This is a genomic window from Burkholderia sp. 8Y, assembly GCF_902506145.1.
In the GTDB taxonomy this organism is placed as follows: Bacteria; Pseudomonadota; Gammaproteobacteria; order Burkholderiales; family Burkholderiaceae; genus Caballeronia.
The window spans coordinates 719,326-742,987 of record NZ_LR733520.1; the positions used below are offsets into that span (position 1 = coordinate 719,326).

Below are 23,662 nucleotides of genomic sequence, written 5' to 3' on the forward strand. Positions count from 1 at the left end.
GATATTCGATGGGAATCACTGACGATCTTTTCGCCGAACAGCAAGCGGCGCCTGACGGAGAACACCTGACGCTCGGCGATTACGCCGAACGCGCGTATCTGGACTACGCGGTGAGCGTGGTCAAGGGCCGCGCGCTGCCCGACGTGTCGGATGGGCAGAAGCCCGTGCAGCGCCGCATTCTCTTCGCGATGAACGAGATGGGCCTCGCGAGCACCGCGAAGCCCGTGAAGTCGGCGCGCGTCGTGGGCGACGTGCTCGGCAAGTATCACCCGCACGGCGACCAGTCCGCGTACGACGCGCTCGTGCGTCTCGCGCAGGACTTTTCGATGCGCTATCCCCTCATCGACGGCCAGGGCAACTTCGGCTCGCGCGACGGCGACGGCGCGGCGGCCATGCGGTACACCGAAGCGCGTCTGACGCCGATCGCGCGCTTGCTGCTCGATGAAATCGATCAGGGCACGGTCGATTTCATGCCCAACTACGACGGCTCGTTCGAAGAGCCGAAGCTCCTGCCCGCGCGCCTGCCGTTTTTGCTGCTGAACGGCGCATCGGGCATCGCGGTCGGTCTCGCGACGGAAGTGCCGTCGCACAATCTGCGCGAAGTCGCGCAAGCCGCCGTCGCGATGATTCGCGATCCGAAGCTCGGTCACGCGGGCGTGATGGAAAAGCTCAACGGTCCGGACTTTCCCGGCGGCGGGCAGATCATCTCGTCGCAAGCCGAAATTTCGGCGGCGTACGAAACCGGGCGCGGCAGTCTCAAGGTGCGTGCGCGCTGGAAGATCGAAGACCTCGCGCGCGGCCAGTGGCAGCTCGTCATCACCGAACTGCCGCCGAGCACGTCGGGGCAGAAGGTGCTCGAAGAAATCGAGGAACTGACCAACCCGAAGATCAAGCTCGGCAAGAAGACGCTGACGCCGGATCAATTGCAGACCAAGCAGACGCTGCTGGCGCTGCTCGACACCGTGCGCGACGAGTCCGGCAAGGACGCGCCGGTGCGCCTCGTGTTCGAGCCGAAGTCGAGCCGCATCGACCAGACCGAGTTCGTCAACACGCTGCTCGCGCATACGAGTCTCGAATCGAACGCGGCCATCAACCTCGTGATGATCGGCGCGGACGGCCGTCCGAGGCAGAAGGGCATCGTCGAGATCCTGCACGAGTGGGTCGGCTTCCGGTTCGTCACCGTCACGCGCAGGACGCAGCATCGTCTCGGCAAGGTGAACGACCGCATCCATATTCTCGAAGGGCGGATGATCGTCTTCCTGAATATCGACGAAGTCATTCGCATCATCCGTGAGGCCGAGGAACCGAAGCAGGCGCTGATTGCGCGCTTCAATCTCTCCGACCGTCAGGCCGAGGACATTCTCGAAATCCGTCTCCGGCAACTCGCGCGGCTCGAAGCGATCAAGATCGAGCAGGAGCTGTCCGAATTGCGCGACGAGAAGAAAAAGCTCGAAGAACTGCTCAACAGCGACGCCGCGATGAAGCGCCTGCTCATCAAGGAAATCGAAGCGGACGCGAAGCAATATGGCGACGACCGCCGCACGCTGATTCAGCAAGAGAAGCGCGCGACGTTGGAAGTGCGCGTCGTCGACGAGCCGGTGACGGTCGTCGTGTCGCAGAAGGGCTGGGTGCGCGCGCTGAAGGGCCACGGGCTCGATCCGGCGGGCTTCACGTTCAAGGCGGGCGACTCGCTGTACGCGGTGTTTCAGGCGCGCACGCCGGACACGCTCATCGCGTGGGGCAGCAACGGCCGCGTGTACTCGGTGCCGGTGGCGGCGCTGCCGGGCGGGCGTGGAGACGGCGTGCCGGTCACGTCGCTGATCGAACTGGAATCCGGCACGCATCTGCTGCATTACTTCGCTGCGCCGGCGGAGCAGCCGTTGCTGCTCGCATCGAGCAATGGCTTCGGCTTCATCGCGAAGCTCGGCGACATGGTGAGCCGCAACAAGGCGGGCAAGTCGTTCATGACCATCGACGATGGCGCGGCGCCGCTCGCGCCGATGCCGGTGTTGCCGGGCGCGCTCTACGTCGCGTGTCTGTCGAATACGGGCCGCCTGCTCGTCTTCGGCATGGACGAGATGAAGACGCTCTCGGGCGGCGGACGCGGCGTCACGCTGATGACGCTCGAGCCGAAGGAAACGCTGCGTCAGGCGCTCGCCATCGACGCACGCGGCGTCGTGCTGACCGGCGCGGGGCGCGGCGGCAAGATCCGCGACGAAAAGCTCTGGGGCGCGCAACTGCAACAGCATCTCGGCAAGCGGGCGAGAAAGGGCCGTACGCCCGATACGTCGCTGAAGGTGAGCGAGATGCGGCCGGTGTTCGAAGGCTGAGCTTGCGCCAAAGCGTGAAAAGACACCTCGCTGCGACATCGTAGCGAGGTGTTTTCTTTTGGATCGAGGCGAGGCGCTCAGGAACTGACGCGCCGCGCTTCAGTCGAACGGCCAATCTTCACTGACCCTCTGCCCTCGACACCCATGACGAAAGCCATCGAAGCCGCGCTCTTTTTACACTTGCTCGGCGTGGCCGTGTGGATAGGCGGAATGGTCTTCGCGCATTTCTGCCTGCGCCCCGCGCTCGGCGACCTCGCGCCGCAACTGCGCCTGCCGCTCTGGGAAACCGTGTTCGCGCGCTTCTTCAACTGGGTCGCGGGTTCGGTGCTCGTCATTCTGCTGACCGGCGCCTTCCTGCTCGTCGAATACGGCGGCGCGCACGCCGCATGGCCGCTTCACGCGATGGCCGGCCTCGGCATCGTGATGATGCTGATCTTCGGGCATATCCGCTTCGCGGTATTTCCGCGCATCCGCCGCGCGGTGCAGGCGCAGAACTGGCCGGATGGCGCGCGGGCGGTCGGCACGGTCCGAAGGCTCGTCGTCGTCAATCTCGTGCTAGGTATCGTGACCATCGGAACCGCCGTGCTGTCGCGCGGCATCTAAAGCGCGCATCGACCGCGCATCGACCGCGCATCGACAGATCAACTGCCGCGCTCGTCGCTCAACGCGGTGCTCGACGGCTCCTGACCGAGTGTCCCGAGTCCGAGCGCGCCGCGCGCGATGGCCCAGCCGCATACGCCGAAGCGGTCGAGAAGCGCCTGCACGCCATCGGCGGGGACGGGCCGCGAGAACAGGAAGCCTTGCGCTTCCACCGGGCCGAGCGCCGCGAGCCAGGCAATCTGTTCCTCGCGCTCGGTGCCTTCCACGACGACCGTCAGCCCGAGCGAGCGCGCGAGGTTGATGATCGCGGACACCATCACGCATACGCTGCGGTCTTCGGGAATCGCCTGAATGAACGAGCGGTCCACCTTCAGGGTATCGACCGAGAAGCGGTTCAGATACGACAGCGACGAATAGCCGGTGCCGAAGTCGTCCAGCGCGATTCGCACGCCCAGGCGCTTGAGCGCGGCGATCTTTTCCTGCACCAGTTCCGGATACTCGACCATCACGGTCTCGGTGATTTCCAGTTCGAGCTTGCCCGCCGGAATGCCGGACGCTTCGATCGCGCGAGCGACGGTTTCCAGCAAGTCGCCGCGCCAGAACTGCACCGCCGAGATGTTGACGGCGAGCGACAGGCCCGTGTAGCCGTCGCGCTGCCACTGCGCAAGCTGCGCGCAGGCCGTGTGGATCACGAAATCGCCGACCGCGACGATCAGCCCCGTCGATTCCGCGACCGGAATGAACTCATTGGCGGGAATCAGCCCGTGCTGCGGATGGTTCCAGCGCACGAGCGCCTCGAATCCGGTGATGCAGCGGCGCGCAAGATCGATCTTCGGCTGATAGACGAGAAAGAGCTGGCGTTCGGTCAGCGCGACGCGTAGCTGCTGCTCCCACTTCATCAGATGGTCCGCGCGGTGCGACAACTGCGGCGAATAGAACTGATAGCAGTTCTTGCCCGCGTCCTTTGCGCTGTACATCGCGAGGTCGGCCTTTTTCAGCAGGTCGATCTCGCTTTCGTTCGACACCGAATACAGCGCGATGCCGATGCTCGCATGCAGCACGAACGCGCTGCCGCGCACGTCGAAGGGCGTCGCGAACATCGTCACGATGTCTTCGGCGAGGCCGACTGCGCGCTTCTCGACGTCGTCGCCCTTGACGATCACGACGAACTCGTCGCCGCCGATGCGCGCGAGCGTCCCGTGATGGCCGACCGTTTCCGCGAGCCGCGACGCCGTCATTTGCAGCACGATATCGCCCGCGTTGTGGCCGAGCGTGTCGTTCACCGTCTTGAAGTTGTCGAGGTCGATGAAGAGCAGCGCGAGCCGCCCGATGTTGTCCGTCTGCGCGACGTCCGCGCGCAACGCGCGCAACGTCGAATAACGATTGCGCAGGCCGGTGAGCAGGTCGTATTCGACGAGATGCGTCATCTCGCGCTCGCGGCCGAGCAGCTTGCCGATCAGCCCCGTCGCGACCACGAAGAAGCCGAGCATGGCGAATGAGATGAAGCTCGCCATCAGCAGATAGACGTTGCGCGTGTGGTTGTAGTCGGCGAATTCCTCGCGCTCCGACAGACCGACGAGCACGCCGAGCGGATAGCCGTCGATATGCCGGTACGAGACGATGCGCTTCACGCGGTCGATCGGATCGACATAGGTGCCCGACGCGTGGTCGGAAGTCGGGTAGACGCCGCTCGCGCTGAACGCCGCCCGCGCGGCCGAGGACGGACCGCGCGCGCCGCCTGCCGAAGCCGCGTGGCCGGCGGGGTTGTCCGCGAGCGCGACGCCGGTGCTGCGCGCGAGCACGGAGCCGTTGTCCGACACCACGGCGATCACGCCCTCGCGCCCGATGGACGCGACGTTATAGAAGTCGCTCGTGAAGTACGCCGGGTCTTCCGAGACGACGACCACGCCCGCGAACGAGCCGTCCGGATGGTTGAGCCGTCGCGTGATCTGCAGCGTCCACAGGTTCGAGACGCGACCGCGCACCGGGCGGCTGATATAGAGCAGATCGTCGTTGGAATGCAGGTGGACCTTGAAGTGCTCGCGGTCCGACAGGTCGATCGGCTTCGGACGCGGGTCCGACGTGTTCGCGATCAGAATGCCGTTTTCGTCGATCAGCGACACCTGCACGAGCGTGTCGCTCTGCACGACGCCTTTTTCGACCGTCGCGATCAGATTGAAGTGCTCGGGCGCTTTCTCGTACTCGTATTTGACGAAGCGCGTGATCTGATCGACCTGATGAATCGCCTTGATCGTGTGCTGTTCGAGCGCGGACGAGAGAATCGCGGCGGAGGCCGTCGATTCGTGCGTGGTCGCGTCGCGTTCCACGGAGAGCCGCGCGAAAATCACCGCCCACAGCAGCACGAGGAGAATGCTTCCGAGCACCGGAATCGCCAGCAACGCGCGACGCCGCCGTGCCGACGGGGCGTTGATGCGCGAATCGCTCGCCGCGTGGGAGCGCGCACGCATCATGGAGCGCCCAGGGCGGCCATGCCGCGTAGCGCGTGCCATGCGAAAAAGCGCGCGTGGTGGAGGTGGCGATGCATGTCTCGAGACGTTCGGCCAAAGCCGTTGACTATACCGCTGGAGGCGCTTCGGCCGCCGGAGGGCAACCGTTTGCGTGATGACGAAGCGGGCGCCGGTGCTTGCGATGCAACCGTCGCGCATGACGCCGCAGCGCGCGGGAACGGATGCCGCGCCTTCCGTCCCGTCCCCGAATGTTCAGATAGTACTGAAGCCGCCGCGATTAAGAAAGCGAAAGCACGGCGGCTCGGGGTTTACGGCTAGCGGCGCGCAGGTCATTGTTTCACAAGCGGATTGTGCCGTCGATGACTGTCACGGAGTCGCCACCGATCCACACTGGCGAGCCGTGCGCGCGGTCGTCGTAGGTGACGTGCACGCGCCCGTCGCGATCGAGCACGGTGCCTTGGCGCACCGTGTAGGCGTCGCCGGGGCGCTTGCCCTGGCGCGTCAGCAACGCGGCAAGCGCCGCATTCGCGCTGCCGGTCACGGGATCTTCCACGTTCTCCGCGCCGAGCAGGAGCGCGCGCAATTCGAAGGTCGCCGGCGCGGCGTTTTCGTGCGGGCCGTACACCACGAGTCCGTGCGTGCCGACTTCGGCGACCAGCGCGGTCAGCGCCTGCCGCGCCTCGCTGCCGAGCGACATCGCGAGGCATTGCGCCGCATCGCGCAGACGCACGATCAGCCACGGCGCGCCGTTGTCGACGGCGCAGGGCGGCGCGCTAAAGTCGATCTCGACGCACGCGAGCGCGGCGGCGAGACGTTCGCGCTGCGCGTCATCGAGCGGGACGATGCTCGCCGGCGGCGCGGCGAACGCCCAGCGTCCGTCATCGCGCTGCTGAAGCGTGACCAGGCCGACGCCGCATTCCTGCACGAGCGTCCCTAGTTCTTTCGACGCGTAGCCGCTCGCCCGCAGCGCGTGCGCGGTGCCGAGCGTCGGATGGCCGGCGAAGGGCAGCTCGGTCGCCGTCGTGAAGATGCGCACGCGATAGTCGGCGCGAGCATCGGTCGGCCGCAAGATGAACGCGGTCTCCGAGAGATTGGTCCAGCGCGCGATGGCCTGCATGCGCTCGGTGGAGAGATCGTCGGCGTCGAAGATCACGGCAAGCGGATTGCCTTTGAATGCGACGGGCGTGAAGACATCGACCTGACTGAAGCGCACGGTGCGGGCGGACATGGTTTGAAAGTCAAAGGGTGATAAAAAAACCCGACGCGTTCGCACGGCCGGGTTTGCAGTCGCTCGCGCTCGGTTGCGCTCAATCGACTTCGGCGATTAGTTCGATCTCGACGCACGCGCCAAGCGGAATCTGCGCGACGCCGAACGCCGAGCGCGCATGTTTGCCGGCATCGCCGAACACTTCCGCGATCAGTTCCGACGCGCCGTTGGTCACGACGTGCTGCTCGGTGAAATCGAACGTCGAGTTCACAAGGCTCATCACCTTGACGATGCGCTTCACGCGCGAAAGATCGCCCGTGTGCGCGTGCAGCGTCGCGATCAGGTCGATGGCGACATTGCGCGCGGCGGCCTTGCCTTCTTCCGTCGTGAGCGTGTCGCCGAGCTTGCCCGCGTACGGCTTGCCGTCCTTCTTCGCGATATGGCCCGACAGATACACCGTGTTGCCGCTTTGCGCGCTCATCACGTAAGCGGCGGCAGGCGCGCCCGCGCTCGGCAGCTCGATGCCCAGTTCCTTCAGCTTGTCATAAACGTTGGATGCCATCGTTGCTCCTGAGAAAGAGTGGAGGGCGCGACGCGCCCGTGAATGCCGTCAGATGCTCGCGCGAATCAGCGCGCCTAGCTTCGCGACGCCTTCGTCGATCGTCGCAGGCGGGACCGTGACGAACGAGAGGCGCATCGTATTGTGCTCGGCCTGGTTCGCGAAGAACGGACCGCCCGGCACGAAGGCCACGTTCTGCGCGATCGACTGTTCCAGCAGCTTCATCGTGTCGATGTGCTTCGGCAGTTTCACCCACACGAACATGCCGCCTTCGGGCCGGTTCCATTCGACGCCCGCGGGCATGTGACGTTCCAGCGCGGCGAGCATGGCGGCGCACTGATCGCGATACAGCGCGCGGATGGTCGGCACGTGCGTATCGAGAAAGCCGTTTTTCACGACTTCATACACGATGCGCTGCGTGAGGCTCGGCGTGTGCAGATCGGTGGCCTGCTTCGACTGCACGAGCTTGAAGTGCAACTCCTCGGGCGCGATGATGTAGCCCACGCGCAAGCCCGGCGCCAGCACCTTCGAGAACGAGCCGAGATGCACGATGTGATCGGGCGCCATCGACAGCAGCGTCGGCAGCGGCGCGCCGGCGTAGTCGAGCGCGCCGTACGGATCGTCTTCGATCACGGGGAACGCGGCTTTCTGCGCGAACGCCGCGAGCGCCCGGCGGCGTGCCAGCGGCAGGCGTCGGCCGGTCGGATTCTGGAAGTTGGGTTGCGCGTACAGAAGGCGCGCGTTCGCGACGAGCGCAGCGTCAAGGCCCTCCGGAATCAGGCCGGACTCGTCGGTCGGCACCTGCACGTAGTTCGGCTCGAACAGCGAGAACGATTGCAGCGCGCCCAGATACGTCGGCGTTTCGACGAGCACGCGGCTGCCCGGATCGATCAGCACCTTGCCGAGCAGATCGAGCGCCTGTTGCGAGCCGGTCGTGATGAGCACCTGCGTCGGGCGGATGGTCACGCCGTTCACCGAATAGCGCGCGGCCACCCATTCGCGCAGCGGCATGAAGCCTTCGGTCGCGCTGTACTGCAACGCCGCCGAGGGCTGATCGCGCAGAATGCGCTCCGACGCTTCGCGCATCTGCTCGACCGGAAACGTGGCCGGCGAGGGCAGGCCGCCCGCGAAGGAAATCACTTCGGGCCGCTCCGTCACCTTCAGGATTTCGCGAATCGCCGAACTGGTGAGCTTGCGGGCGCGTTCGGAGAGTTGCCACGGCGTGGCACGGAGATCGGCTTGATTCATGAAATGCCTCGGTTGTCTCGGGGTTTGATTGTTGCGTTCGCGTGGGTAAGGGAGACGCGCAGACTGCGATTATCGCCCGCGTGCGTCATTTTGCGTGGCCGGGATGCGCGGCGACGGGCGCGGCCGCCGTTGCCGCGCTCTTGCCCGCGAGCGGCGCGGCGCGCACGGCGGTCTTGCGGCCGATCACGACGGTGACGATCACCGCAGCCGCGTAGAGCCACGTCGATGCGCTCACGTGCTCGCCGAAAAAGAGCGCGGAAAGCGCCATCGTGAAGAAAATCTGCAGCAGTTGCACCTGTCCGACGCGAGCGATGCCGCCCATCGCGAGTCCGGCGTACCACGCGAAGAAGCCAATGAACTGCGAGAAGAGCGTCACGTAGCCGAACGCGAGCCACGTGCGCAGCGCGAGCGGTTCGGGGTGCGCGGCGTGATGCGCCCAAGCGAGCCAGCCGACCGGCAGCAGCAAAAACGGCGCGGAGAGCACGAGCGCCCAGCAGATGACCTGCCAGCCGCCCATTTGACGCGCGAGCCGCGCGCCTTCCGCGTAGCCGAGCGCGCCGATGCCGACCGCCACGAGCATCAGCAGATCGCCCGCCTGCAAGCCGCCGCCGCCCGCCTGCAACGCGAACGCGACGACGATCGCGCTGCCCGCGACCGCGCTCGCCCAGAACGCCTTCGACGGCCGTTCGTGCGAGAGCCACGCCGCGTAGATCGCGACGCACAGCGGCTGCAAGCCGTTGACCACCGCGCCGTGCGACGCGGGCACGGTTCTCATCGCCCAGGCGGAAAACACCGGAAACGCGATGATCACGCCCAGCGAGACGACCGCGAGGCTCTTGACCTGCGGCCACGTCGGGCGCTTCTCGCGCCGCCACGCGAGCAGGAGCGCCGCCGGGAGCGCCGCGACGAGGGCGCGCCCGAGGCCGTTCAGGAGCGGATGCACTTCCTGAACGACGATACGCGTCATCGGCAGCGTCAGGCTGAAGATGACGACGCCGATCAGGCCGAGCAGCATGCCTTCGGTTTCGCGGGTTTTCATCGTGGGGCGTCTCCTTCGTTATCCGTCAGACGGTGTGTCGGGTGTATCGCGTGTTTCGCGGGAAAGCGGGAGTTCGGGCTGCGGCGCGTCTTCGTCCGTTTTGCGAGTCTTCGCGCGACGGCGCTTGTTCGACGCCTGCTGCGCTTCTTCCTGCGCGCGCCCCGCGGCATCCGACGATTCGGCGGTTTCGCCGAGCGTGACGACCGAGCCGTCCGGCAACTCGAATTCGGCGACGAGCACGGGCGCGCCGGCCGTTGCTTCGACGTGCATCAGATGCGCTGCGCCGAGCCATGCGAGCTGCTCCGCGACCGCTTCCGCGTTCGGGTGATAACCCGTCAGCGAGCGCAGCAGGATGCCGGTTTCCGGCAGCGCGCCGCTCGGATGGCGCGGCGTGTCCCACTGAATCAGCGAAGGCAGCACGCCGTCTCCGGCGGCTTGCCACGCGGGGAATGCGCCGTCGTCGGGAACGGTGAGGCCCCACGTATTGCCGCCGCGCGACATTGCGACGACAGGCGCGATGCGCTCTGGATACTGCTCGCGCCAGCGCCCGAGCGACTTCGGCCGCTCGACGCGCGCGACCCAGTGCACGAACTGCGGACCGCCCGCTATGCGCGCCTGCATGGCCGGATCGTCGAGCGCGAAGAGGCGTGCGCGCGGCGCTTCGCGCGGCGGCGCGGCCGGATCGATGGCGATGACTTCAAGATACGCGCCGCCCCATAAATTAAGAAGCCGGTTGTGCGTGCCCATCAGCGCGTGCGCGCCGCCGGGCGCCGTCTCGACGCCGAACTTCGCGGCGACGAACTGCGCGCCTTCTTCGAGCGTGCGCGCGGCGATCACGAGATGGTCGAGTTTCAGCGGATGAGCGGTCATGGCTTGCGTGAGGCGGTAATCGGGGGCCGATAGCATAACCGCTGATACTGGCCTGTCGGGCCTCCGTACCGGTCGCCGGAAAGGAAAATGTAGCGGTAATCACCAGAACAGTAACGGTACAATCGGCCTGATCCCATTCGGTACAGTTTCGCCGATTTGTCCGCGAGGTCCGCATGTCCGTTCCGCTCGACCAGATTCCCGCCCCGCACGACGCGCAGCAACTGACGCTCGTCGACCAGCTCGTGCAGTGGGGCCGACGCCGCATCGACGAGCGCGTGTTCCGGCCCGGCATGCGCATGCCGTCGATCCGCAAGCTCGCGATCGACAAGGGCGTGTCGCGCTTCACGGTGGTCGAAGCGTACGAGCGGCTCGTCGCGCACGGCTATCTGGATTCGCGGCGCGGCTCGGGCTTCTACGTGCGCGATCGCATCACGCCGTCGTCGCCGGGCGCGCTCGCCGCGTCGCAGCGCGAGCCGGTGCAGAGCACGATCGACGTCGTCTGGCTCTTGCGCAACATGCTGCACACTGCGAGCCCCGAGAAAGGGCCGGGCCTCGGCTATCTGCCCTCGCGCTGGCTCGACGGCGAACTGATTACCAACGCGCTGCGCTCCATGAGCCGTCTTGCCGGCGCGCAAATGCTCGGCCTCGGCACGCCGCAGGGTTTTCTGCCGCTGCGCCAGCAATTGCAGACGCGGCTCGCGGAACTGGAGATCGGCGCGTCCGAACAGCAGATCGTGCTGACATCGGGCATCACGCAGGCCATCGACCTGATCGCGCGAATCTATGTGAAGCCGGGCGATGCGGTGATCGTCGGCGATCCCGCGTGGTTCCAGATGTTCGGCCGCTTCGCGTCGCAGGGCGCGCGGCTCGTCGGCATGCCGTACACGCCCGACGGTCCCGATCTCGACGCGCTTGAAACGCTCGTCGCGACGTGGCGGCCGAAGATGCTCATCGTCAATTCGGTGCTGCACAATCCGACCGGCACGTCGCTCACGGCGGCGCAGGCGTTTCGCATTCTTCAGCTGGCGCAAGAGTACGACTTCATCGTCGTCGAGGACGACGTGTACGGCGATCTCTGCCCGACGGGATTCGCCGCCACGCGCCTCGCATCGCTCGATCAACTGAAGCGCGTGATCTTTCTCGGCAGCTTCTCGAAGACGCTCGCCGCGAATCTGCGCGTGGGTTACGTGGCGGCGTCGGTCGACGTGGCCAAGGCGCTCGCCGACCAGAAGATGCTCGTCGGCATGACGAGTCCGGAACTGAACGAGCGCGTCGTCTACAAGGTGCTGACCGAAGGTCATTACCGGCGGCACGTCGAGCGGCTGCGCGCGCGGCTGGATGCCGTGCGCGACAAGACCGCGCGCATGCTGCAAAGCACCGGCCTTCGCCTCTTCACGACGCCCGACGCGGGCATGTTCCTGTGGGCGGACGCGGGCGTCGATTCGGACGGCCTCGCGGCGGCGGGTCACGAAGCCGGATTTCTGCTGACGCCCGGCAGCCTCTTTTCTCCGCAGCAGTCGCCGACGACCTGGATGCGCTTCAACGTCGCCAATTGCGGCGATCCGGCGCTGCCCGCGCTCATCGCGGGGCATCTGGAGAAGGTCGCGCGGCGCGGCATCTAGCGGGCGCGGCCGCCGGGCAAATGGCGGCGCGCGGCGGGCGCCTCGATGAAATCCGCGAGCACGGCTTCGTAGCGCGCGAGAGCATCGGGCGCGTGGCGGTAGCGGTGTTCGTAGAGCGCGCCGGGGGCGTCGCAGAACTTGAGCGCGAAGTAGTCCGCGAGCAGATTGCCTTGCGCTTCCATGTTGTAGCCGGACAGGCGCTTCCCGGCGCCGAGCGTGTAGCCATAGCCGAGCCCGATGCGAATGGCGCCGCGCACGCGCACCCAATAGCCGAGCTGAAATTGCCAGACGTGCGTCATCTCGTGGATGAACCACATGCGATCGCCGATGCCGCCGGCCGAGAAGTCGTCGCGATGGCAGGCGCGCGGAAAATAGAGGCTGCCGTTCGGCGCCATCGCGGTATGCGGCGGCTGCAAACCGAAGGGCAAGTACGCTCGCGCGTGGACGCGGACCGTCGAATAGTCGATGGCATCGCGGAAAACGAGGCGCGCCATCGCGATTTCGCCGGGCGTGAGCGGGCGGGAGCGGCGATGAAGCGTGTACGGCGAGCGCATGTCGTGCGGCGATTGTGGAAAGGGCGGACGCGCATCTTAGCGAAAGCCACGCTCGCGCTCTTGAAATCGCGCGGGCTGGCCTCATATCGGACGAATTCGCCGGGCGGAGCGTGAAAAGCGTCCGCATCGCCCGGCGGCCCGACAGCACCTGACGACATCAACCAGAGGACCCGACCATGGCGCAAGAAACCATGAGCTTTCAGGCGGAAGTGAAGCAGCTTCTGCACCTGATGATCCATTCCCTGTACAGCAACAAGGAAATCTTCCTGCGCGAGCTGATCTCGAACGCATCGGACGCCGCGGACAAGCTGCGCTTCGAAGGCATCGAAAACAGCGCGCTGTACGAGAACGATCCCGATCTGCGCATCCGCATTTCGTTCGATAAGGCCGCCCGCACCGTCACCATCGACGACAACGGCATCGGCATGAGCCGCGACGAAGCCATTTCGCATCTCGGCACCATCGCGCGGTCCGGCACGAAGGAGTTCTTCTCCAAGCTCTCCGGCGACCAGCAGAAGGACGCCGCGCTCATCGGCCAGTTCGGCGTGGGCTTCTATTCGGGCTTCATCGTCGCGGACAAGATCACGGTCGAAACGCGCCGCGCCGGTCTGCCGGCGAGCCAGGGCGTGCGCTGGACGAGCGCGGGCGAGGGCGATTTCGAAGTCGAGGACATCGAGCGCGCGCAACGCGGCACCACCATCACGCTGCATCTGCGCCCGGACGAGGACGATCTGCTGTCGTCGCATCGCCTGAAGTCGATCATCCAGAAATACTCGGATCACGTCGCGCTGCCCATCCTGATGAAGAAGGAAGAGTGGGACGCCGAGAAGAGCGAGATGGTGCTGAAGGACGAGGACGAGACCGTCAATCAGGCGAGCGCGCTTTGGACGCGTCCGAAGAGCGAGATCACCGACGAGCAGTACAAGCAGTTCTACCAGCACATTTCGCACGATCACGACGAACCGCTCGCGTGGACGCACAACCGCGTCGAAGGCCGCAGCGAATACACGCAACTGCTGTATGTGCCGAAGCACGCGCCGTTCGATCTGTGGAACCGCGAGCATCGCGGCGGGCTCAAGCTCTACGTGAAGCGCGTGTTCATCATGGACGACGCCGAGCAGCTGCTGCCCGCGTATCTGCGCTTCGTGAAGGGCGTGGTCGATTCGGCGGACCTGCCGCTCAACGTCTCGCGCGAAATCCTGCAGGAAAGCCGCGACGTGAAGGCGATCCGCGAAGGCGTGACCAAGCGCGTGCTCTCGGTGCTCGAAGAACTGGCGACGTCCTCGGCCGAAGCGACCGAAGACGCCGGAAAGGAGAAGTACGCGACCTTCTGGCGCGAATTCGGTCAGGTCCTGAAGGAAGGCATCGGCGAGGATTTCGGCAACCGCGAGCGCATCGCGAAGCTCGTGCGCTTTGCATCGACGCATAACGACAGCGACGAGCAGAACGTCTCGCTCGCCGATTACGTCGCGCGCATGAAGCCCGAGCAGACGAAGATCTACTACGTGACCGCGGACAACTGGCAGGCCGCGAAGAACAGCCCGCATCTCGAAGTCTTCCGCAAGAAGGGCGTCGAAGTGCTGCTGCTGACGGATCGCGTCGACGAGTGGATGCTGTCGTTCCTGAACGAATTCGACGGCAAGCCGCTTGCGAGCGTGGCGCGCGGCGACCTCGATCTCGGCGCGCTCAACGACGAGGAAAAGCAGCAGCAGGAGAAAGTCGGCGAGGAAATGAAGCCGCTCGTCGAGAAGATGAAGGAGGCGCTCGAAGGCAAGGCGAAGGACGTGCGTCTCACGTTCCGCCTGACCGATTCGCCGAGCTGCCTCGTCGCGGACGAAGGCGACATGAGCGGCTATTTGCAGCGCATGCTGAAGGCGGCCGGGCAAAAGGCGCCGCAAGCGGAGCCGATTCTCGAAGTGAACCCGGAGCATCCGCTCGTGAAGGCGCTCAATGCCGATAACGCGAATTTCACGGACTGGTGCCATCTGCTGTTCGATCAGGCGCTGCTGGCCGAAGGCGGCATGCTGGAAGATCCGGCGAGCTTCGTGAAGCGGACGAATGCGCTGTTGCTGGCGCATTAAGCCGCGCTGAAACACGCAAGAAAAACGTGCTGCCGGGCGAACCGGCAGCACGTTTTTTATTTGGGCTTGCGATCCTTGGTCGACTGCGCGAGCACGGAAGCGGCAAGCGTTTTCGTCTCGCGCGAATACTTCGGGCTGTGCAGCACTTCGCTCGCTTTGTGCTCCATCCGGGCGCCGGTCTGCTTCGGAGAGTGCGATTGCGCGAGCGCGGACCCGGCCAGTTCCTTCGCGATGGCCGAAGCCTTCGGATCGTGCAGTTTCACGGCGGCGAGATGCGCGACTTTCGGCGACGTTTGCTTCGTGTTGTTCGTCATTATGATGTCCTCAATGTTTGCCCGGATGCCGGCGCTCGACGGCGCGCCGGTGGCATAGTCTTGCGCGCCCGCGCCGCGCGCACCATACGATTCATCCTAACCATGAGGCCGGTTTTATAATGGCCGCCATGCCGATTCCGAACGATCCCGTCGATGCCCAGTGGCGCATCGCGCCGCATCCCGTTTGCAGTGACGATCAGAAAGACTGGCTCGCGCGCGGCGGCTCGTTGACGGCTCACCTGCGCACGCTCGGCGCCGTGACGGTGCAAGTCACGCGCGAAGCCGTCGATATGCCGTGGCGCGACGAATGGCGCGCGCTCGGCGTGACGCCGCGCACGCCCGTCTGGACGCGCGAAGTCGCGCTGAAGGTGGACGGCGTGCCGTTCGTCGCCGCGCATAGCATCGTCGCGCTGTCGCACAGCACAGGCGTGTGGCAGTCGATGCGGCGTTTGCGCACGCGACCGCTCGCGGAGCTTCTGTACAGCGACAGCAGCGTGTCGCGTTCGATGCTCGCGAGCCGCGTGCTGACGGCGCGGCATCCGTTGTATCGGCTGGCGGCGAAGCAGGCGGACGCGAGTCACGCGCTCGTCGCGAGGCGGTCCGTGTTCCTGCGCCACGGCGCACCGCTGATGGTCACCGAATGTCTGCTCGATGCGCTATGGCGCACGCTCGCATCGCGCCACGCGCCGCATGCGGTGCATCGTGACCATGCGCGGGCTTACGCGCATCTGAGTTCGCATGCGAAGCGCGTCGTGCAAGGCGAAGCGCGATGAAGCTCGCGGGCTTTGCCCCGGTCGGCGACGAGCATACGCACACGCTCATTCTCGGCAGCTTTCCCGGCGTCGCGTCGCTCGCGGCGACGCAGTACTACGCGCATCCGCGTAATCAGTTCTGGCGGCTCGTCGGCGCGGTCATCGACGAACCGTTGCACGCGCTCGCCTATGAAGCGCGACTCGTGCGGTTAATGGAACACGGCATCGGCTTGTGGGACGTGCTCGCCGCCTGCGAGCGCGAAGGCAGCCTCGACAGCGCGATCCGCCACGCATCCCCGAACGACTTCGCCGCGTTTCACGCGCGCTTTCCGAAGCTGCGCAAGGTGTGCTTCAACGGCAAGACATCGGGCAAATTCGCGCCCGTGATCGCCGCCGCCGGCTACGCGACGCTCGTGCTGCCGTCGTCCAGTCCGGCCAATGCTATCCTCTCGTTCGATCAAAAATTGCGCATCTGGCGCGACATTCTCAGCACACAATGACGACTCTCATCAAGCGCGCATCGGCCGAAGCGCGCGCGTTCAGCCGCAAGAAAGGCAGCAAGCATCGACACGACGAGGACGACCTCGCCAACGCGCCGCGCATCGACGCGCCGCGCAAGCCGCGTTTCGCGCCCGTGACGTTCTCCGAAGAAGGCGGCCTGCGCTATCTGCATTTCGGCACCGAATGGGTGCAAGGCGCGATGCGCCTCAGAAAGCCCGATCACATCGAACTGGAATACGCGCAGCAGATGATGGCGTGGCTGCTCTTCATCGAGACGCCCGAGCGCATCGTGCAACTGGGACTCGGCGCGGCGGCGCTCACGAAGTTCTGTCATCGGTATCTCGAGCGCGCGAAGGTCGAAGCGGTCGAACTGAATCCGGCGGTCGTGATCGCCGCCCGCGCGATGTTCGAACTGCCCTACGACGACGCGCGCCTCACCGTGACCGAAGGCGACGCGTGGGAGTTCGTCAACGATCGCGCGAACCACGGCACGATCGGCGCATTGCAGATCGACATTTACGATGCCACCGCGCGCGGTCCCGTGCTCGACAGCGTGTCGTTCTATCGGGCGTGCCGCGCGTGTCTCACGCCGCAAGCGGGCGTCGTGACGATCAATCTCTTCGGCGATCACCCGAGCTTCGTGCGCAACATGCGCCATCTCAACGAAGCATTCGGTCATCGCGTGATCGCGCTGCCCGAAGTCCACGACGGCAATCGCGTGGCGATTGCGTTCGCCGGTCCCGCGCTCGACGTGCCGTTCGCCGCGCTCGGCGAGCGCGCGAAGGTAATCGAAGCCCAGCTCGGCTTGCCCGCGCGCAAGTGGGTCAAGGGTCTCGCCGAAAGCGCGAACCTGCCGTTGAGCGGCTCGTTCGCCATCTGAGCGAAGCGAATCGGGCAGGGCGCTGACGTCGGTCAGCGCCTTTCACATCTGGGGAATGCTCGGGATTCTCCCTGCTTGACCGTGTTTTGGCGGTCCCTATACTCCTCCTGTTATTTCGGGGCGCTATCTGCGGCGTGTCGTCTGCGCGAGAGCCGCTTCGAACGGCTCCGCGGGCCACGGCTCGAAGCGAATGCTCAAAAACAAACTGGAGACCATCATGGCTCAAGATCCGGGCCGCACTGGACAACCTCGCAACAAGCATTGGCTGTGGCTTCTGATCCTCCCGTGGATCGGCGTGGTGTGGGTGCCGTTTTACAACAAGATCGAGCCCGTGCTGTGGGGCTTTCCGTTCTTCTATTGGTATCAGCTTCTCTGGGTGCTGATCAGCGCGGTCATCACGGCCCTCGTCTACAAGAAAACCAAGGCGCTGTCGTCCGGCCGCGCGGGGCAGGGCCAAGGAGGCGCGCGATGATGAACGCAACGGCAACTTTCGTATTCGTTCTGTTTTTCGTCGGGGTGACGATTCTCGGCTTTATCGCGGCGCACTGGCGCAAGGCCGATCTGGGCCAGCTCGACGAGTGGGGTCTCGGCGGCCGGCGCTTCGGCACCATCGTGACATGGTTCCTGCTCGGCGGCGATCTCTACACTGCGTACACCTTCGTCGCGGTGCCGGCGCTCGTGTTCGGCGCGGGCGCGACGGGCTTCTTCGCGCTGCCGTACACCATCCTGATCTATCCGTTCGCGTTCGTCGTGTTTCCGAAGCTGTGGAGCATCGCGAAGCGTCACGGCTATGTCACCGCCGCCGACTTCGTGCACGCGCGCTACAACAGCCGCATGCTCGCGCTCGCAGTCGCGGTGACGGGCATCGTCGCGACCATGCCGTATATCGCGCTTCAACTCGTCGGCATCGAAGTGGTGATCGGCGCGCTCGGCTTCAGCACGCAGGGCTTCGTGGGCGATCTGCCGCTCATCATCGCGTTCGCGATCCTTGCGGCCTACACGTACACGTCCGGCCTGCGGGCGCCCGCGATGATCGCTGTCGTCAAGGACGTGCTGATCTACATCACCATCATCGCCGCGATGATCGTGATTCCGGCGCAACTCGGCGGCTTCGGGCATATCTTCGGCACGGTGCCGCCCGCGAAGCTGCTGCTGAAGGCGCCGGACACCGCGAGTCTGAACGGCTACAGCGCCTACGCGACGCTCGCGGTCGGCTCGGCGCTCGCGCTCTTCCTGTATCCGCACTCGGTGACGGCGATTCTCTCGTCCAATTCGGGCAACACCATTCGCCGCAACATGGCGCTCTTGCCGGCGTATTCGCTGGTGCTCGGGCTGCTCGCGTTGCTCGGCTACATGGCGCTCGCCTCGGGCGTGAAGGACATGCCGGAATACGCGTCGTACTTCAAGGCGTATGGCGCGAACTTCGCGGTTCCGGCGCTGTTCCTGCACTACTTCCCGTCGTGGTTCGTCGGCGTGGCGTTCGCGGCCATCGGCATCGGCGCGCTGGTTCCGGCGGCGATCATGTCGATCGCAGCGGCCAATCTGTACACGCGCAACGTGCATCGCGAGTTCCTCAACCGCTCGATGACGCCGGAGCAGGAAACGAACGTTGCCAAGCTCGTCTCGCTGATCGTGAAGGTCGGTGCGGTCGTGTTCATTCTGGCGCTGCCGCTCACCTACGCGATCCAGCTGCAACTGCTCGGCGGCATCTGGATCATTCAGACGCTGCCCGCGCTCGTGCTCGGCCTCTATACGCGCGTGCTGGATCATCGCGGCCTGCTGATCGGCTGGGCCGTCGGGATTGCATCAGGCACGTGGATGGCCGTCTCGCTTCAGTTGAAGGGCTCGATCTTCACGGTGCACATGTTCGGCTACGCGGTGCCGGGCTATGCGGCGGTGTGGGCGCTGATCCTCAACCTGATCGTGTCGGTGGGCGTGAGCGTGCTGGTGCGCGCCATCGGCCTCAAGCGGTCCGATGACCGCACGCGGCCGGAAGATTATCTGGACGTCGTCGAAAGTTGACGAAATGCTGAGACCCCGCGCCGCGTCTGATGACGCGGCAGCCGTCTGATACGCTAACGCCCGTAATGGCCTTCGGCCGTTGCGGGCGTTTTCCTTGACGCCCGCTGATCGACAAACCGCCTACCGACGCGAGCGACTCATGTTTTCATCGACATCGGCGTCAGCGCACAAAAGCCGCGCGATGCGGCTGTTGCACGGCCTGGCGTCACCGTTCTTCCGCTATCGCCATGCGAAGACGATTCACGCCGTGCGCGTCGCGCTCGGCATGGCGGCGTCGTTTCTCGTCACGACGGGCATCAACGTGCCCCACGGCAGTTGGGCGTCGGTGTCGCTGCTGGTGGTGGTCGGCGGCTTGCAGCACTACGGCAATATCCGCAAGAAGGCGGCGGAGCGCGCGCTCGGCACGGCGCTCGGTGCGGCCATCGGACTCGTGCTGATTCTCGTCCAGACGATATTCGGCTCGCTCACGCTGTTCTTCGTTTTGATGTCCGCCATCGCCGGGGCGTGCGCGTATTACGCGATCGGCAAGGCAGGCTACGTCGCGCTGCTCACGGCCATCACGATGGTCATCGTCGCGGGCCACGGCGATTCGCCGTTCGATGTCGGCTTGTGGCGCACCGCGAACGTGCTGATCGGCATTGCCATCGCGCTGGCGTTCTCGTTCGTGCTGCCGCAGTACGCGACGTATTCGTGGCGCTATCGGCTCGCCGACAATCTGCGCGAATGCGCGCGTCTCTACGGCGCATTGCTCGACGGCACGCCCTTGATGGCCGAAGAAACCGCGCGCCGCTTCTTCGTGATGAGTCAGCGCCTCGTGCAGTCGCGCTCGCTGATGGAGTCAGTCGCCAAGGAAACGCATGTGCCGGTTGCGCGGCTCGAGGAGATCCAGCGGCTGCATCGCTCGATTCTCGCCGCGCTGGAAATGCTCATCACGTCGATGCCCGATACGCCGCACGGTTTCGCGCTCGCTTGCACGACGCAAGAGCAAGAGGCCCGGCAGAAGCTGCTGAAGATGGCGCGCGCACTGCGCTTCGGGCGCGTCGGCTTGCTCTACGTGCGTGCCGACGCGAATGCGGGCACGAGCGCGCCAGCGGAAAGAGGCGATGATTCGACGCAGGGCATGCACTGGCTCGCGATGCGTTTCGCGGAGCAGGTGGATCGCTTGCGGCTGCGTCTGAGCGAAATCGAGCGTCAGTGGAATATAGAAGGCGCGCGGCCGCTCGGCGGCTGACGCGCCGTGCGCTTAAGCCTGGGCCGCCGCGTCCTGCGGCGGTTGAGGCGCTTCGGCCGATTCCATCGCGTTGACGACGTTGATCAGCCAAGGCACGCCGAAGCGGTCTTTCAGCATGCCGAAGCCGGCGGTGAAGAACGTGGACTGCCACGGCGTGAGGACGGTGCCGCCTTCGCTCAGCGCATTGAACGTGTGCTCGCCCGATTCGGCGTCTTCTGCGCCGATCGACAGCGTGAAACCGTGGTAATCGCGCGGCGGCTGGCCGAACTGGCCGTCCGATACCATGATCGCCGTGCCGCCGACGCTAAAGAGCGCGTGCATGACCTTGTCATGCCACTCGGCCGGCACGTTCGCCGCGTCGGGTGTGTCGCGGAAGCGAATCAGCGTCTGAATCTGCGCGCCAAACGCGGCTTGATACAGCGCGAGTGCGTCCGCGCAATCTCCATTGAAGAAAAGATACGTGTCCAGTTGCATTGAATGCTTCTCCGAGCCCAGGCGGCGCTCCCGCCAAAGCACGAAGTCTATTTCAACCGGATACGGCGCCGACCCCGAGAATGTCAATTTACGTCAAACAACGCCCGAAGCCGTACTTGTCCGAAGGTCGTCGCCGCTGAAGAAGCCGGAGGCGCGCGGAACGCGTCTCCGGTGTCGCTTACTGCAACGCCGTGATCAGCTTTTCAAGCTTGATTGCATCGGCGGCGAACGCGCGGATGCCTTCCGCGAGCTTTTCCGTCGCCATGGCGTCTTCGTTGACAGCGAAGCGGAACGTCGGCTCGTCGACGCTGATCTTCTCGATGTTCTCGTTGTCCGCTGCCTCGGGCGACAGTTTGCGCTCGACCTTCTCGTCGCTATCGGCCAGTTTCTTGAGCAGGTCCGGGCTGATCGTCAGCAGGTCGCAGCCGGCCAGTTCGGTGATCTGGCTCACGGTGCGGAAGCTCGCGCCCATTACCTCTGTCTTGTAGCCGAACTTCTTGTAGTACGAGTAGATGCGGCGCACCGAGTGCACGCCCGGATCGTTCGCGCCGCCGTTCTTCACTTCGTCCCATTCGGCGCCGGCCGACTTCTTGTACCAGTCGTAGATGCGGCCGACGAACGGCGAAATAAGTTGCGCGCCTGCTTCGGCGCACGCTGCGGCCTGCGCGAGCGAGAAAAGCAGCGTCATGTTGCAGCGGATGCCTTCCTTCTGCAGCACTTCGGCCGCGCGGATGCCTTCCCACGTCGACGCGAGCTTGATGAGCACGCGCTCACGGTTGATGCCCGCGCCTTCGTACAGCTTGATGATTTCGCGGCCCTTGTCGATGGACGCCTTGGTGTCGAACGACAGCCGCGCGTCCACTTCGGTCGAGACGCGGCCCGGGACGATCTTCAGAATTTCGGTGCCGAAGGCGATCAGCAGATGATCGATGATCTGGCCCATCGGCTTGCCGGCGTGCTCCTTGACGGTCTTCTCGAGCAGCGGCTTGTAGTCGTCCTTCTGGACGGCCTTCAGGATCAGCGACGGGTTGGTCGTCGCGTCCTGCGGCTTGAACTGAACGAATTGCTGGAAGTCGCCCGTATCGGCGACGACGGTGGTGTATTGCTTGAGCTGGTCGAGAGCGGATGTCATGTCGAGTCGTCGGCGCACTGCGCCTTGTCAAATTGCGGTAACCCGCGGGATGTCCATGATCGCGATGCCGGAAAGCGCCTTGACGGCGCGAGGCTCGCCCCTATTGCCAATATCTCATTCTAGTCCCGCGCGGGCGGTTCGCGCTTGAGCGTGCGCGGCGGTGGTTCGACCGAAAGCGCACCGGGGCGTTCCGTCGCCGAGGGGAGAAGGGCGATTCGTTCGTCAGTCGACGGCGTAGGCGAGTTCGTGCCAGCGCCGCACGGTGCCGGAGCCGAGCTGTCCGCGCGCGAAGCGCATGTTGCGCACTTCTTCCAGCGCGCGGGCGTCCTTTTCGGAATCGCCGCAGCTCATTTTCAGGACGACGTCCTGAACGTGGCCGGCGTCGTCGAGCAGCACGCGAACGATCGTCTTGCGCTTCTGGGCGCCGGGCGGCGCGGTGCGCGCCAGCAGTTTGTCGAGTAAAGCCATCTTCGGAGTGTCGGACAGGCGGAAAATGCAGTTGCGATGCACCGGCCGGAAACCGCGTCCGGCCGATTCCTGCATTGTAGGCCGCGTCAGGCGCGCCGGCCGTTGAGGATCACGTGCGTCACCACGCCCGCGATCAAGCCCCAGAACGCCGGTCCGATGGAGAGCAGCGTGAGGCCGGAGGCCGTCACCATGAACGTGACGAGCGCGGGTTCGCGCTGGCGGGCTTCGTGCATCGCGTTGGCGAGGCCGCTCATGATCGAGCCGAAGAGCGCCAGCGCCGCGACCGACACGACGAGCGCCGTCGGAAACGCCGCGAACAGCGCCGCGATGGTCGCGCCGAACACGCCCGCGATCAGATAGAAGATGCCGCACCAGACCGCCGCCGTATAGCGCCGGTCGTGGCGCTCGTGCGCTTCGGGGCCGGTGCAGATGGCGGCCGTGATCGCCGCGAGATTCACGCCGTGCGAGCCGAACGGCGCGAGCACGAGCGAGGCGATGCCCGTCGTCGCGATGAGTGGCGCGGACGGCGTCGTGTAGCGGTCCGCGCGCAGCACGGCGATGCCCGGCACGTTCTGCGAGGCCATCGCGACGACGAAAAGCGGCATGCCGATGCTGACGATGGCGGACAGCGAGAACGCGGGCATCGTGAAGACGGGATGCGCGAGCGCCACGTGAAAGCGCGAAAAGTCCAGCAGGCCGAGCGCGCCCGCGACGGCCACGCCTGCCGCGAGCGTCGCCGGAATGGCATAGCGCGGCGTCGCGCGCTTGACGATCAGGTACGTGAAGAACATCGCGAGCACGAGCGCCGTCTGATGCTCGGCGGCGCGGAAGATCTCGATGCCAATTTCGAACAGGATGCCCGCGAGCAGCGCCGCCGCGATGCCCGACGGAATGCGCTTCATCAGCGCGTCGAACCAGCCGGTGACGCCCACCGCCGTCAGCAACAGCGCGCAGACGACGAACGCGCCGATTGCTTCGGCGTAAGGCACGTTCGGCAGCGACGTGACGAGCAGCGCCGCGCCGGGCGTCGACCACGCGACGACGATCGGCGCGCGAAAGCGCAGCGAGAGCCCGATCGTGCAGAGCGCCATGCCGATGGAAAGCGCCCAGATCCACGATGAAATCTGCGCATCCGACAGATGCGCGGCCTGTCCCGCCTGGAACATCAGCACGAGCGAACTCGTGTAGCCGGTCATCATCGCGACGAATCCGGCGACGACCGCGGACACCGATGTATCGGAGAAAGGGCGCAGCGGGGCGTGCGCGACAGACGGCGTGGCTTTCATGCAGGGTCTGCTTCTATGGAGCGT

Annotated in this window: 21 protein-coding genes and 1 pseudogene; 10 read left to right on the top strand and 12 right to left on the bottom strand. The window is 65.4% G+C overall.

What is annotated here, in order from left to right; all coding sequences use genetic code 11:
- The first annotated feature begins 8 nt into the window (after nt 1-8).
- Both parC and GV035_RS13955 read left to right on the top strand, forming a co-directional pair.
- Complete coding sequence (parC, locus tag GV035_RS13950; protein ID WP_159835656.1) at nt 9-2,330, top strand: DNA topoisomerase IV subunit A; 2,322 nt, start codon at nt 9-11, stop codon at nt 2,328-2,330.
- Between the two features lie 144 nt (nt 2,331-2,474).
- Nucleotides 2,475-2,933 (top strand): CopD family protein, encoded by a 459-nt coding sequence (locus GV035_RS13955; protein WP_159835657.1) that lies wholly within the window; start codon nt 2,475-2,477, stop codon nt 2,931-2,933.
- Between the two features lie 38 nt (nt 2,934-2,971).
- Here the strand turns inward: GV035_RS13955 and GV035_RS13960 are convergent, their stop codons facing one another.
- The 6 genes and pseudogenes from GV035_RS13960 to GV035_RS13985 form a co-directional block, all read right to left on the bottom strand.
- Entirely contained in the window at nt 2,972-5,401 is a 2,430-nt protein-coding gene (locus GV035_RS13960) for a putative bifunctional diguanylate cyclase/phosphodiesterase (RefSeq protein ID WP_159837902.1), read from the bottom strand.
- A 334-nt stretch (nt 5,402-5,735) separates the two neighbouring features.
- Nucleotides 5,736-6,626 carry a PhzF family phenazine biosynthesis protein gene (locus tag GV035_RS13965; RefSeq protein ID WP_159835658.1) on the bottom strand — a complete coding sequence of 297 codons (891 nt, stop codon included), beginning with the start codon at nt 6,624-6,626 and terminating at the stop codon, nt 5,736-5,738.
- Between the two features lie 79 nt (nt 6,627-6,705).
- Nucleotides 6,706-7,167: a RidA family protein gene (locus GV035_RS13970; protein WP_159835659.1), complete on the bottom strand. Its 462-nt coding sequence runs from the start codon at nt 7,165-7,167 to the stop codon at nt 6,706-6,708.
- Nucleotides 7,168-7,215: 48 nt separating this feature from the next.
- Nucleotides 7,216-8,412 carry an aminotransferase-like domain-containing protein gene (locus tag GV035_RS13975; RefSeq protein WP_159835660.1) on the bottom strand — a complete coding sequence of 399 codons (1,197 nt, stop codon included), beginning with the start codon at nt 8,410-8,412 and terminating at the stop codon, nt 7,216-7,218.
- Between the two features lie 85 nt (nt 8,413-8,497).
- Nucleotides 8,498-9,451, bottom strand: a complete 954-nt coding sequence (locus GV035_RS13980) for a DMT family transporter (protein WP_159835661.1) — start codon at nt 9,449-9,451, stop codon at nt 8,498-8,500.
- A gap of 207 nt (nt 9,452-9,658) precedes the next feature.
- Nucleotides 9,659-10,321, bottom strand: a pseudogene (locus GV035_RS13985) (VOC family protein); the annotation flags it as partial.
- Between the two features lie 173 nt (nt 10,322-10,494).
- Here GV035_RS13985 and GV035_RS13990 point away from each other — a divergent pair.
- The gene (locus GV035_RS13990; protein ID WP_159835663.1) at nt 10,495-11,943 is read left to right on the top strand and encodes an aminotransferase-like domain-containing protein; all 1,449 of its coding nucleotides are present in this window, start codon (nt 10,495-10,497) and stop codon (nt 11,941-11,943) included.
- Here the strand turns inward: GV035_RS13990 and GV035_RS13995 are convergent.
- Nucleotides 11,940-12,497, bottom strand: a complete 558-nt coding sequence (locus GV035_RS13995; protein ID WP_159835664.1) for a Rhs element Vgr protein — start codon at nt 12,495-12,497, stop codon at nt 11,940-11,942. The genes GV035_RS13990 and GV035_RS13995 overlap by 4 nt on opposite strands.
- Before the next feature lie 176 nt (nt 12,498-12,673).
- On the opposite strand from GV035_RS13995, the gene htpG reads away from it, so the two are divergent.
- Complete coding sequence (gene htpG / locus GV035_RS14000; RefSeq protein ID WP_159835665.1) at nt 12,674-14,578, top strand: molecular chaperone HtpG; 1,905 nt, start codon at nt 12,674-12,676, stop codon at nt 14,576-14,578.
- 56 nt (nt 14,579-14,634) lie between these two features.
- Here htpG and GV035_RS14005 read toward each other — a convergent pair whose 3' ends face one another.
- Complete coding sequence (locus GV035_RS14005; RefSeq protein WP_159835666.1) at nt 14,635-14,892, bottom strand: hypothetical protein; 258 nt, start codon at nt 14,890-14,892, stop codon at nt 14,635-14,637.
- Nucleotides 14,893-15,020: 128 nt separating this feature from the next.
- Between GV035_RS14005 and GV035_RS14010 the strand changes: the two genes are divergently transcribed.
- The 6 genes from GV035_RS14010 (at nt 15,021) to GV035_RS14035 (ending at nt 20,278) form a co-directional block, all read left to right on the top strand.
- Nucleotides 15,021-15,665 carry a chorismate--pyruvate lyase family protein gene (locus GV035_RS14010; protein ID WP_159835667.1) on the top strand — a complete coding sequence of 215 codons (645 nt, stop codon included), beginning with the start codon at nt 15,021-15,023 and terminating at the stop codon, nt 15,663-15,665.
- The gene (locus tag GV035_RS14015) at nt 15,662-16,144 is read left to right on the top strand and encodes a DNA-deoxyinosine glycosylase (RefSeq protein WP_159835668.1); all 483 of its coding nucleotides are present in this window, start codon (nt 15,662-15,664) and stop codon (nt 16,142-16,144) included. Before GV035_RS14010 ends, GV035_RS14015 begins: the two co-directional genes overlap by 4 nt.
- On the top strand, nt 16,141-17,025 hold the full coding sequence (locus GV035_RS14020) for a spermidine synthase (RefSeq protein ID WP_159835669.1): 885 nt from the start codon (nt 16,141-16,143) through the stop codon (nt 17,023-17,025). Before GV035_RS14015 ends, GV035_RS14020 begins: the two co-directional genes overlap by 4 nt.
- Nucleotides 17,026-17,242: 217 nt before the next feature.
- Entirely contained in the window at nt 17,243-17,497 is a 255-nt protein-coding gene (locus GV035_RS14025; RefSeq protein WP_159835670.1) for a DUF3311 domain-containing protein, read from the top strand.
- Nucleotides 17,497-19,047 carry a monocarboxylate uptake permease MctP gene (gene mctP / locus GV035_RS14030; protein WP_159837904.1) on the top strand — a complete coding sequence of 517 codons (1,551 nt, stop codon included), beginning with the start codon at nt 17,497-17,499 and terminating at the stop codon, nt 19,045-19,047. The genes GV035_RS14025 and mctP overlap by 1 nt, the downstream gene beginning before the upstream one ends.
- Before the next feature lie 139 nt (nt 19,048-19,186).
- The gene (locus GV035_RS14035; RefSeq protein WP_159835671.1) at nt 19,187-20,278 is read left to right on the top strand and encodes an FUSC family protein; all 1,092 of its coding nucleotides are present in this window, start codon (nt 19,187-19,189) and stop codon (nt 20,276-20,278) included.
- Between the two features lie 12 nt (nt 20,279-20,290).
- Here the strand turns inward: GV035_RS14035 and GV035_RS14040 are convergent, their stop codons facing one another.
- From GV035_RS14040 to GV035_RS14055, 4 genes are all read right to left on the bottom strand, one after another.
- Nucleotides 20,291-20,752, bottom strand: coding sequence for a VOC family protein (locus tag GV035_RS14040; RefSeq protein WP_159835672.1), 462 nt, complete (start codon nt 20,750-20,752; stop codon nt 20,291-20,293).
- 178 nt (nt 20,753-20,930) lie between these two features.
- The gene (gene tal / locus GV035_RS14045; protein ID WP_159835673.1) at nt 20,931-21,884 is read right to left on the bottom strand and encodes a transaldolase; all 954 of its coding nucleotides are present in this window, start codon (nt 21,882-21,884) and stop codon (nt 20,931-20,933) included.
- Between the two features lie 222 nt (nt 21,885-22,106).
- Nucleotides 22,107-22,352: an energy transducer TonB gene (locus GV035_RS14050; protein WP_159835674.1), complete on the bottom strand. Its 246-nt coding sequence runs from the start codon at nt 22,350-22,352 to the stop codon at nt 22,107-22,109.
- An 86-nt stretch (nt 22,353-22,438) separates the two neighbouring features.
- The gene (locus tag GV035_RS14055; RefSeq protein ID WP_159835675.1) at nt 22,439-23,638 is read right to left on the bottom strand and encodes a benzoate/H(+) symporter BenE family transporter; all 1,200 of its coding nucleotides are present in this window, start codon (nt 23,636-23,638) and stop codon (nt 22,439-22,441) included.
- Nucleotides 23,639-23,662: the final 24 nt, after the last annotated feature.

Excerpts from the sequence above, each read along its gene's own strand:
- GV035_RS14040 (WP_159835672.1), bottom strand. The coding sequence starts at position 20,752 with ATGCAACTGGACACGTATCTTTTCTTCAATGGAGATTGCGCGGACGCA.
- GV035_RS13970 (WP_159835659.1), bottom strand. The coding sequence starts at position 7,167 with ATGGCATCCAACGTTTATGACAAGCTGAAGGAACTGGGCATCGAGCTG.
- GV035_RS13960 (WP_159837902.1), bottom strand. The coding sequence starts at position 5,401 with ATGATGCGTGCGCGCTCCCACGCGGCGAGCGATTCGCGCATCAACGCC.
- GV035_RS13990 (WP_159835663.1), top strand. The coding sequence starts at position 10,495 with ATGTCCGTTCCGCTCGACCAGATTCCCGCCCCGCACGACGCGCAGCAA.
- mctP (WP_159837904.1), top strand. The coding sequence starts at position 17,497 with ATGAACGCAACGGCAACTTTCGTATTCGTTCTGTTTTTCGTCGGGGTG.
- htpG (WP_159835665.1), top strand. The coding sequence starts at position 12,674 with ATGGCGCAAGAAACCATGAGCTTTCAGGCGGAAGTGAAGCAGCTTCTG.
- GV035_RS13995 (WP_159835664.1), bottom strand. The coding sequence starts at position 12,497 with ATGCGCTCGCCGTACACGCTTCATCGCCGCTCCCGCCCGCTCACGCCC.
- GV035_RS13955 (WP_159835657.1), top strand. The coding sequence starts at position 2,475 with ATGACGAAAGCCATCGAAGCCGCGCTCTTTTTACACTTGCTCGGCGTG.
- GV035_RS13980 (WP_159835661.1), bottom strand. The coding sequence starts at position 9,451 with ATGAAAACCCGCGAAACCGAAGGCATGCTGCTCGGCCTGATCGGCGTC.
- parC (WP_159835656.1), top strand. The coding sequence starts at position 9 with ATGGGAATCACTGACGATCTTTTCGCCGAACAGCAAGCGGCGCCTGAC.
- GV035_RS14055 (WP_159835675.1), bottom strand. The coding sequence starts at position 23,638 with ATGAAAGCCACGCCGTCTGTCGCGCACGCCCCGCTGCGCCCTTTCTCC.
- GV035_RS14020 (WP_159835669.1), top strand. The coding sequence starts at position 16,141 with ATGACGACTCTCATCAAGCGCGCATCGGCCGAAGCGCGCGCGTTCAGC.
- tal (WP_159835673.1), bottom strand. The coding sequence starts at position 21,884 with ATGACATCCGCTCTCGACCAGCTCAAGCAATACACCACCGTCGTCGCC.
- GV035_RS14010 (WP_159835667.1), top strand. The coding sequence starts at position 15,021 with ATGCCGATTCCGAACGATCCCGTCGATGCCCAGTGGCGCATCGCGCCG.
- GV035_RS14015 (WP_159835668.1), top strand. The coding sequence starts at position 15,662 with ATGAAGCTCGCGGGCTTTGCCCCGGTCGGCGACGAGCATACGCACACG.
- GV035_RS14035 (WP_159835671.1), top strand. The coding sequence starts at position 19,187 with ATGTTTTCATCGACATCGGCGTCAGCGCACAAAAGCCGCGCGATGCGG.
- GV035_RS14050 (WP_159835674.1), bottom strand. The coding sequence starts at position 22,352 with ATGGCTTTACTCGACAAACTGCTGGCGCGCACCGCGCCGCCCGGCGCC.
- GV035_RS14025 (WP_159835670.1), top strand. The coding sequence starts at position 17,243 with ATGGCTCAAGATCCGGGCCGCACTGGACAACCTCGCAACAAGCATTGG.
- GV035_RS13975 (WP_159835660.1), bottom strand. The coding sequence starts at position 8,412 with ATGAATCAAGCCGATCTCCGTGCCACGCCGTGGCAACTCTCCGAACGC.
- GV035_RS13965 (WP_159835658.1), bottom strand. The coding sequence starts at position 6,626 with ATGTCCGCCCGCACCGTGCGCTTCAGTCAGGTCGATGTCTTCACGCCC.
- GV035_RS14005 (WP_159835666.1), bottom strand. The coding sequence starts at position 14,892 with ATGACGAACAACACGAAGCAAACGTCGCCGAAAGTCGCGCATCTCGCC.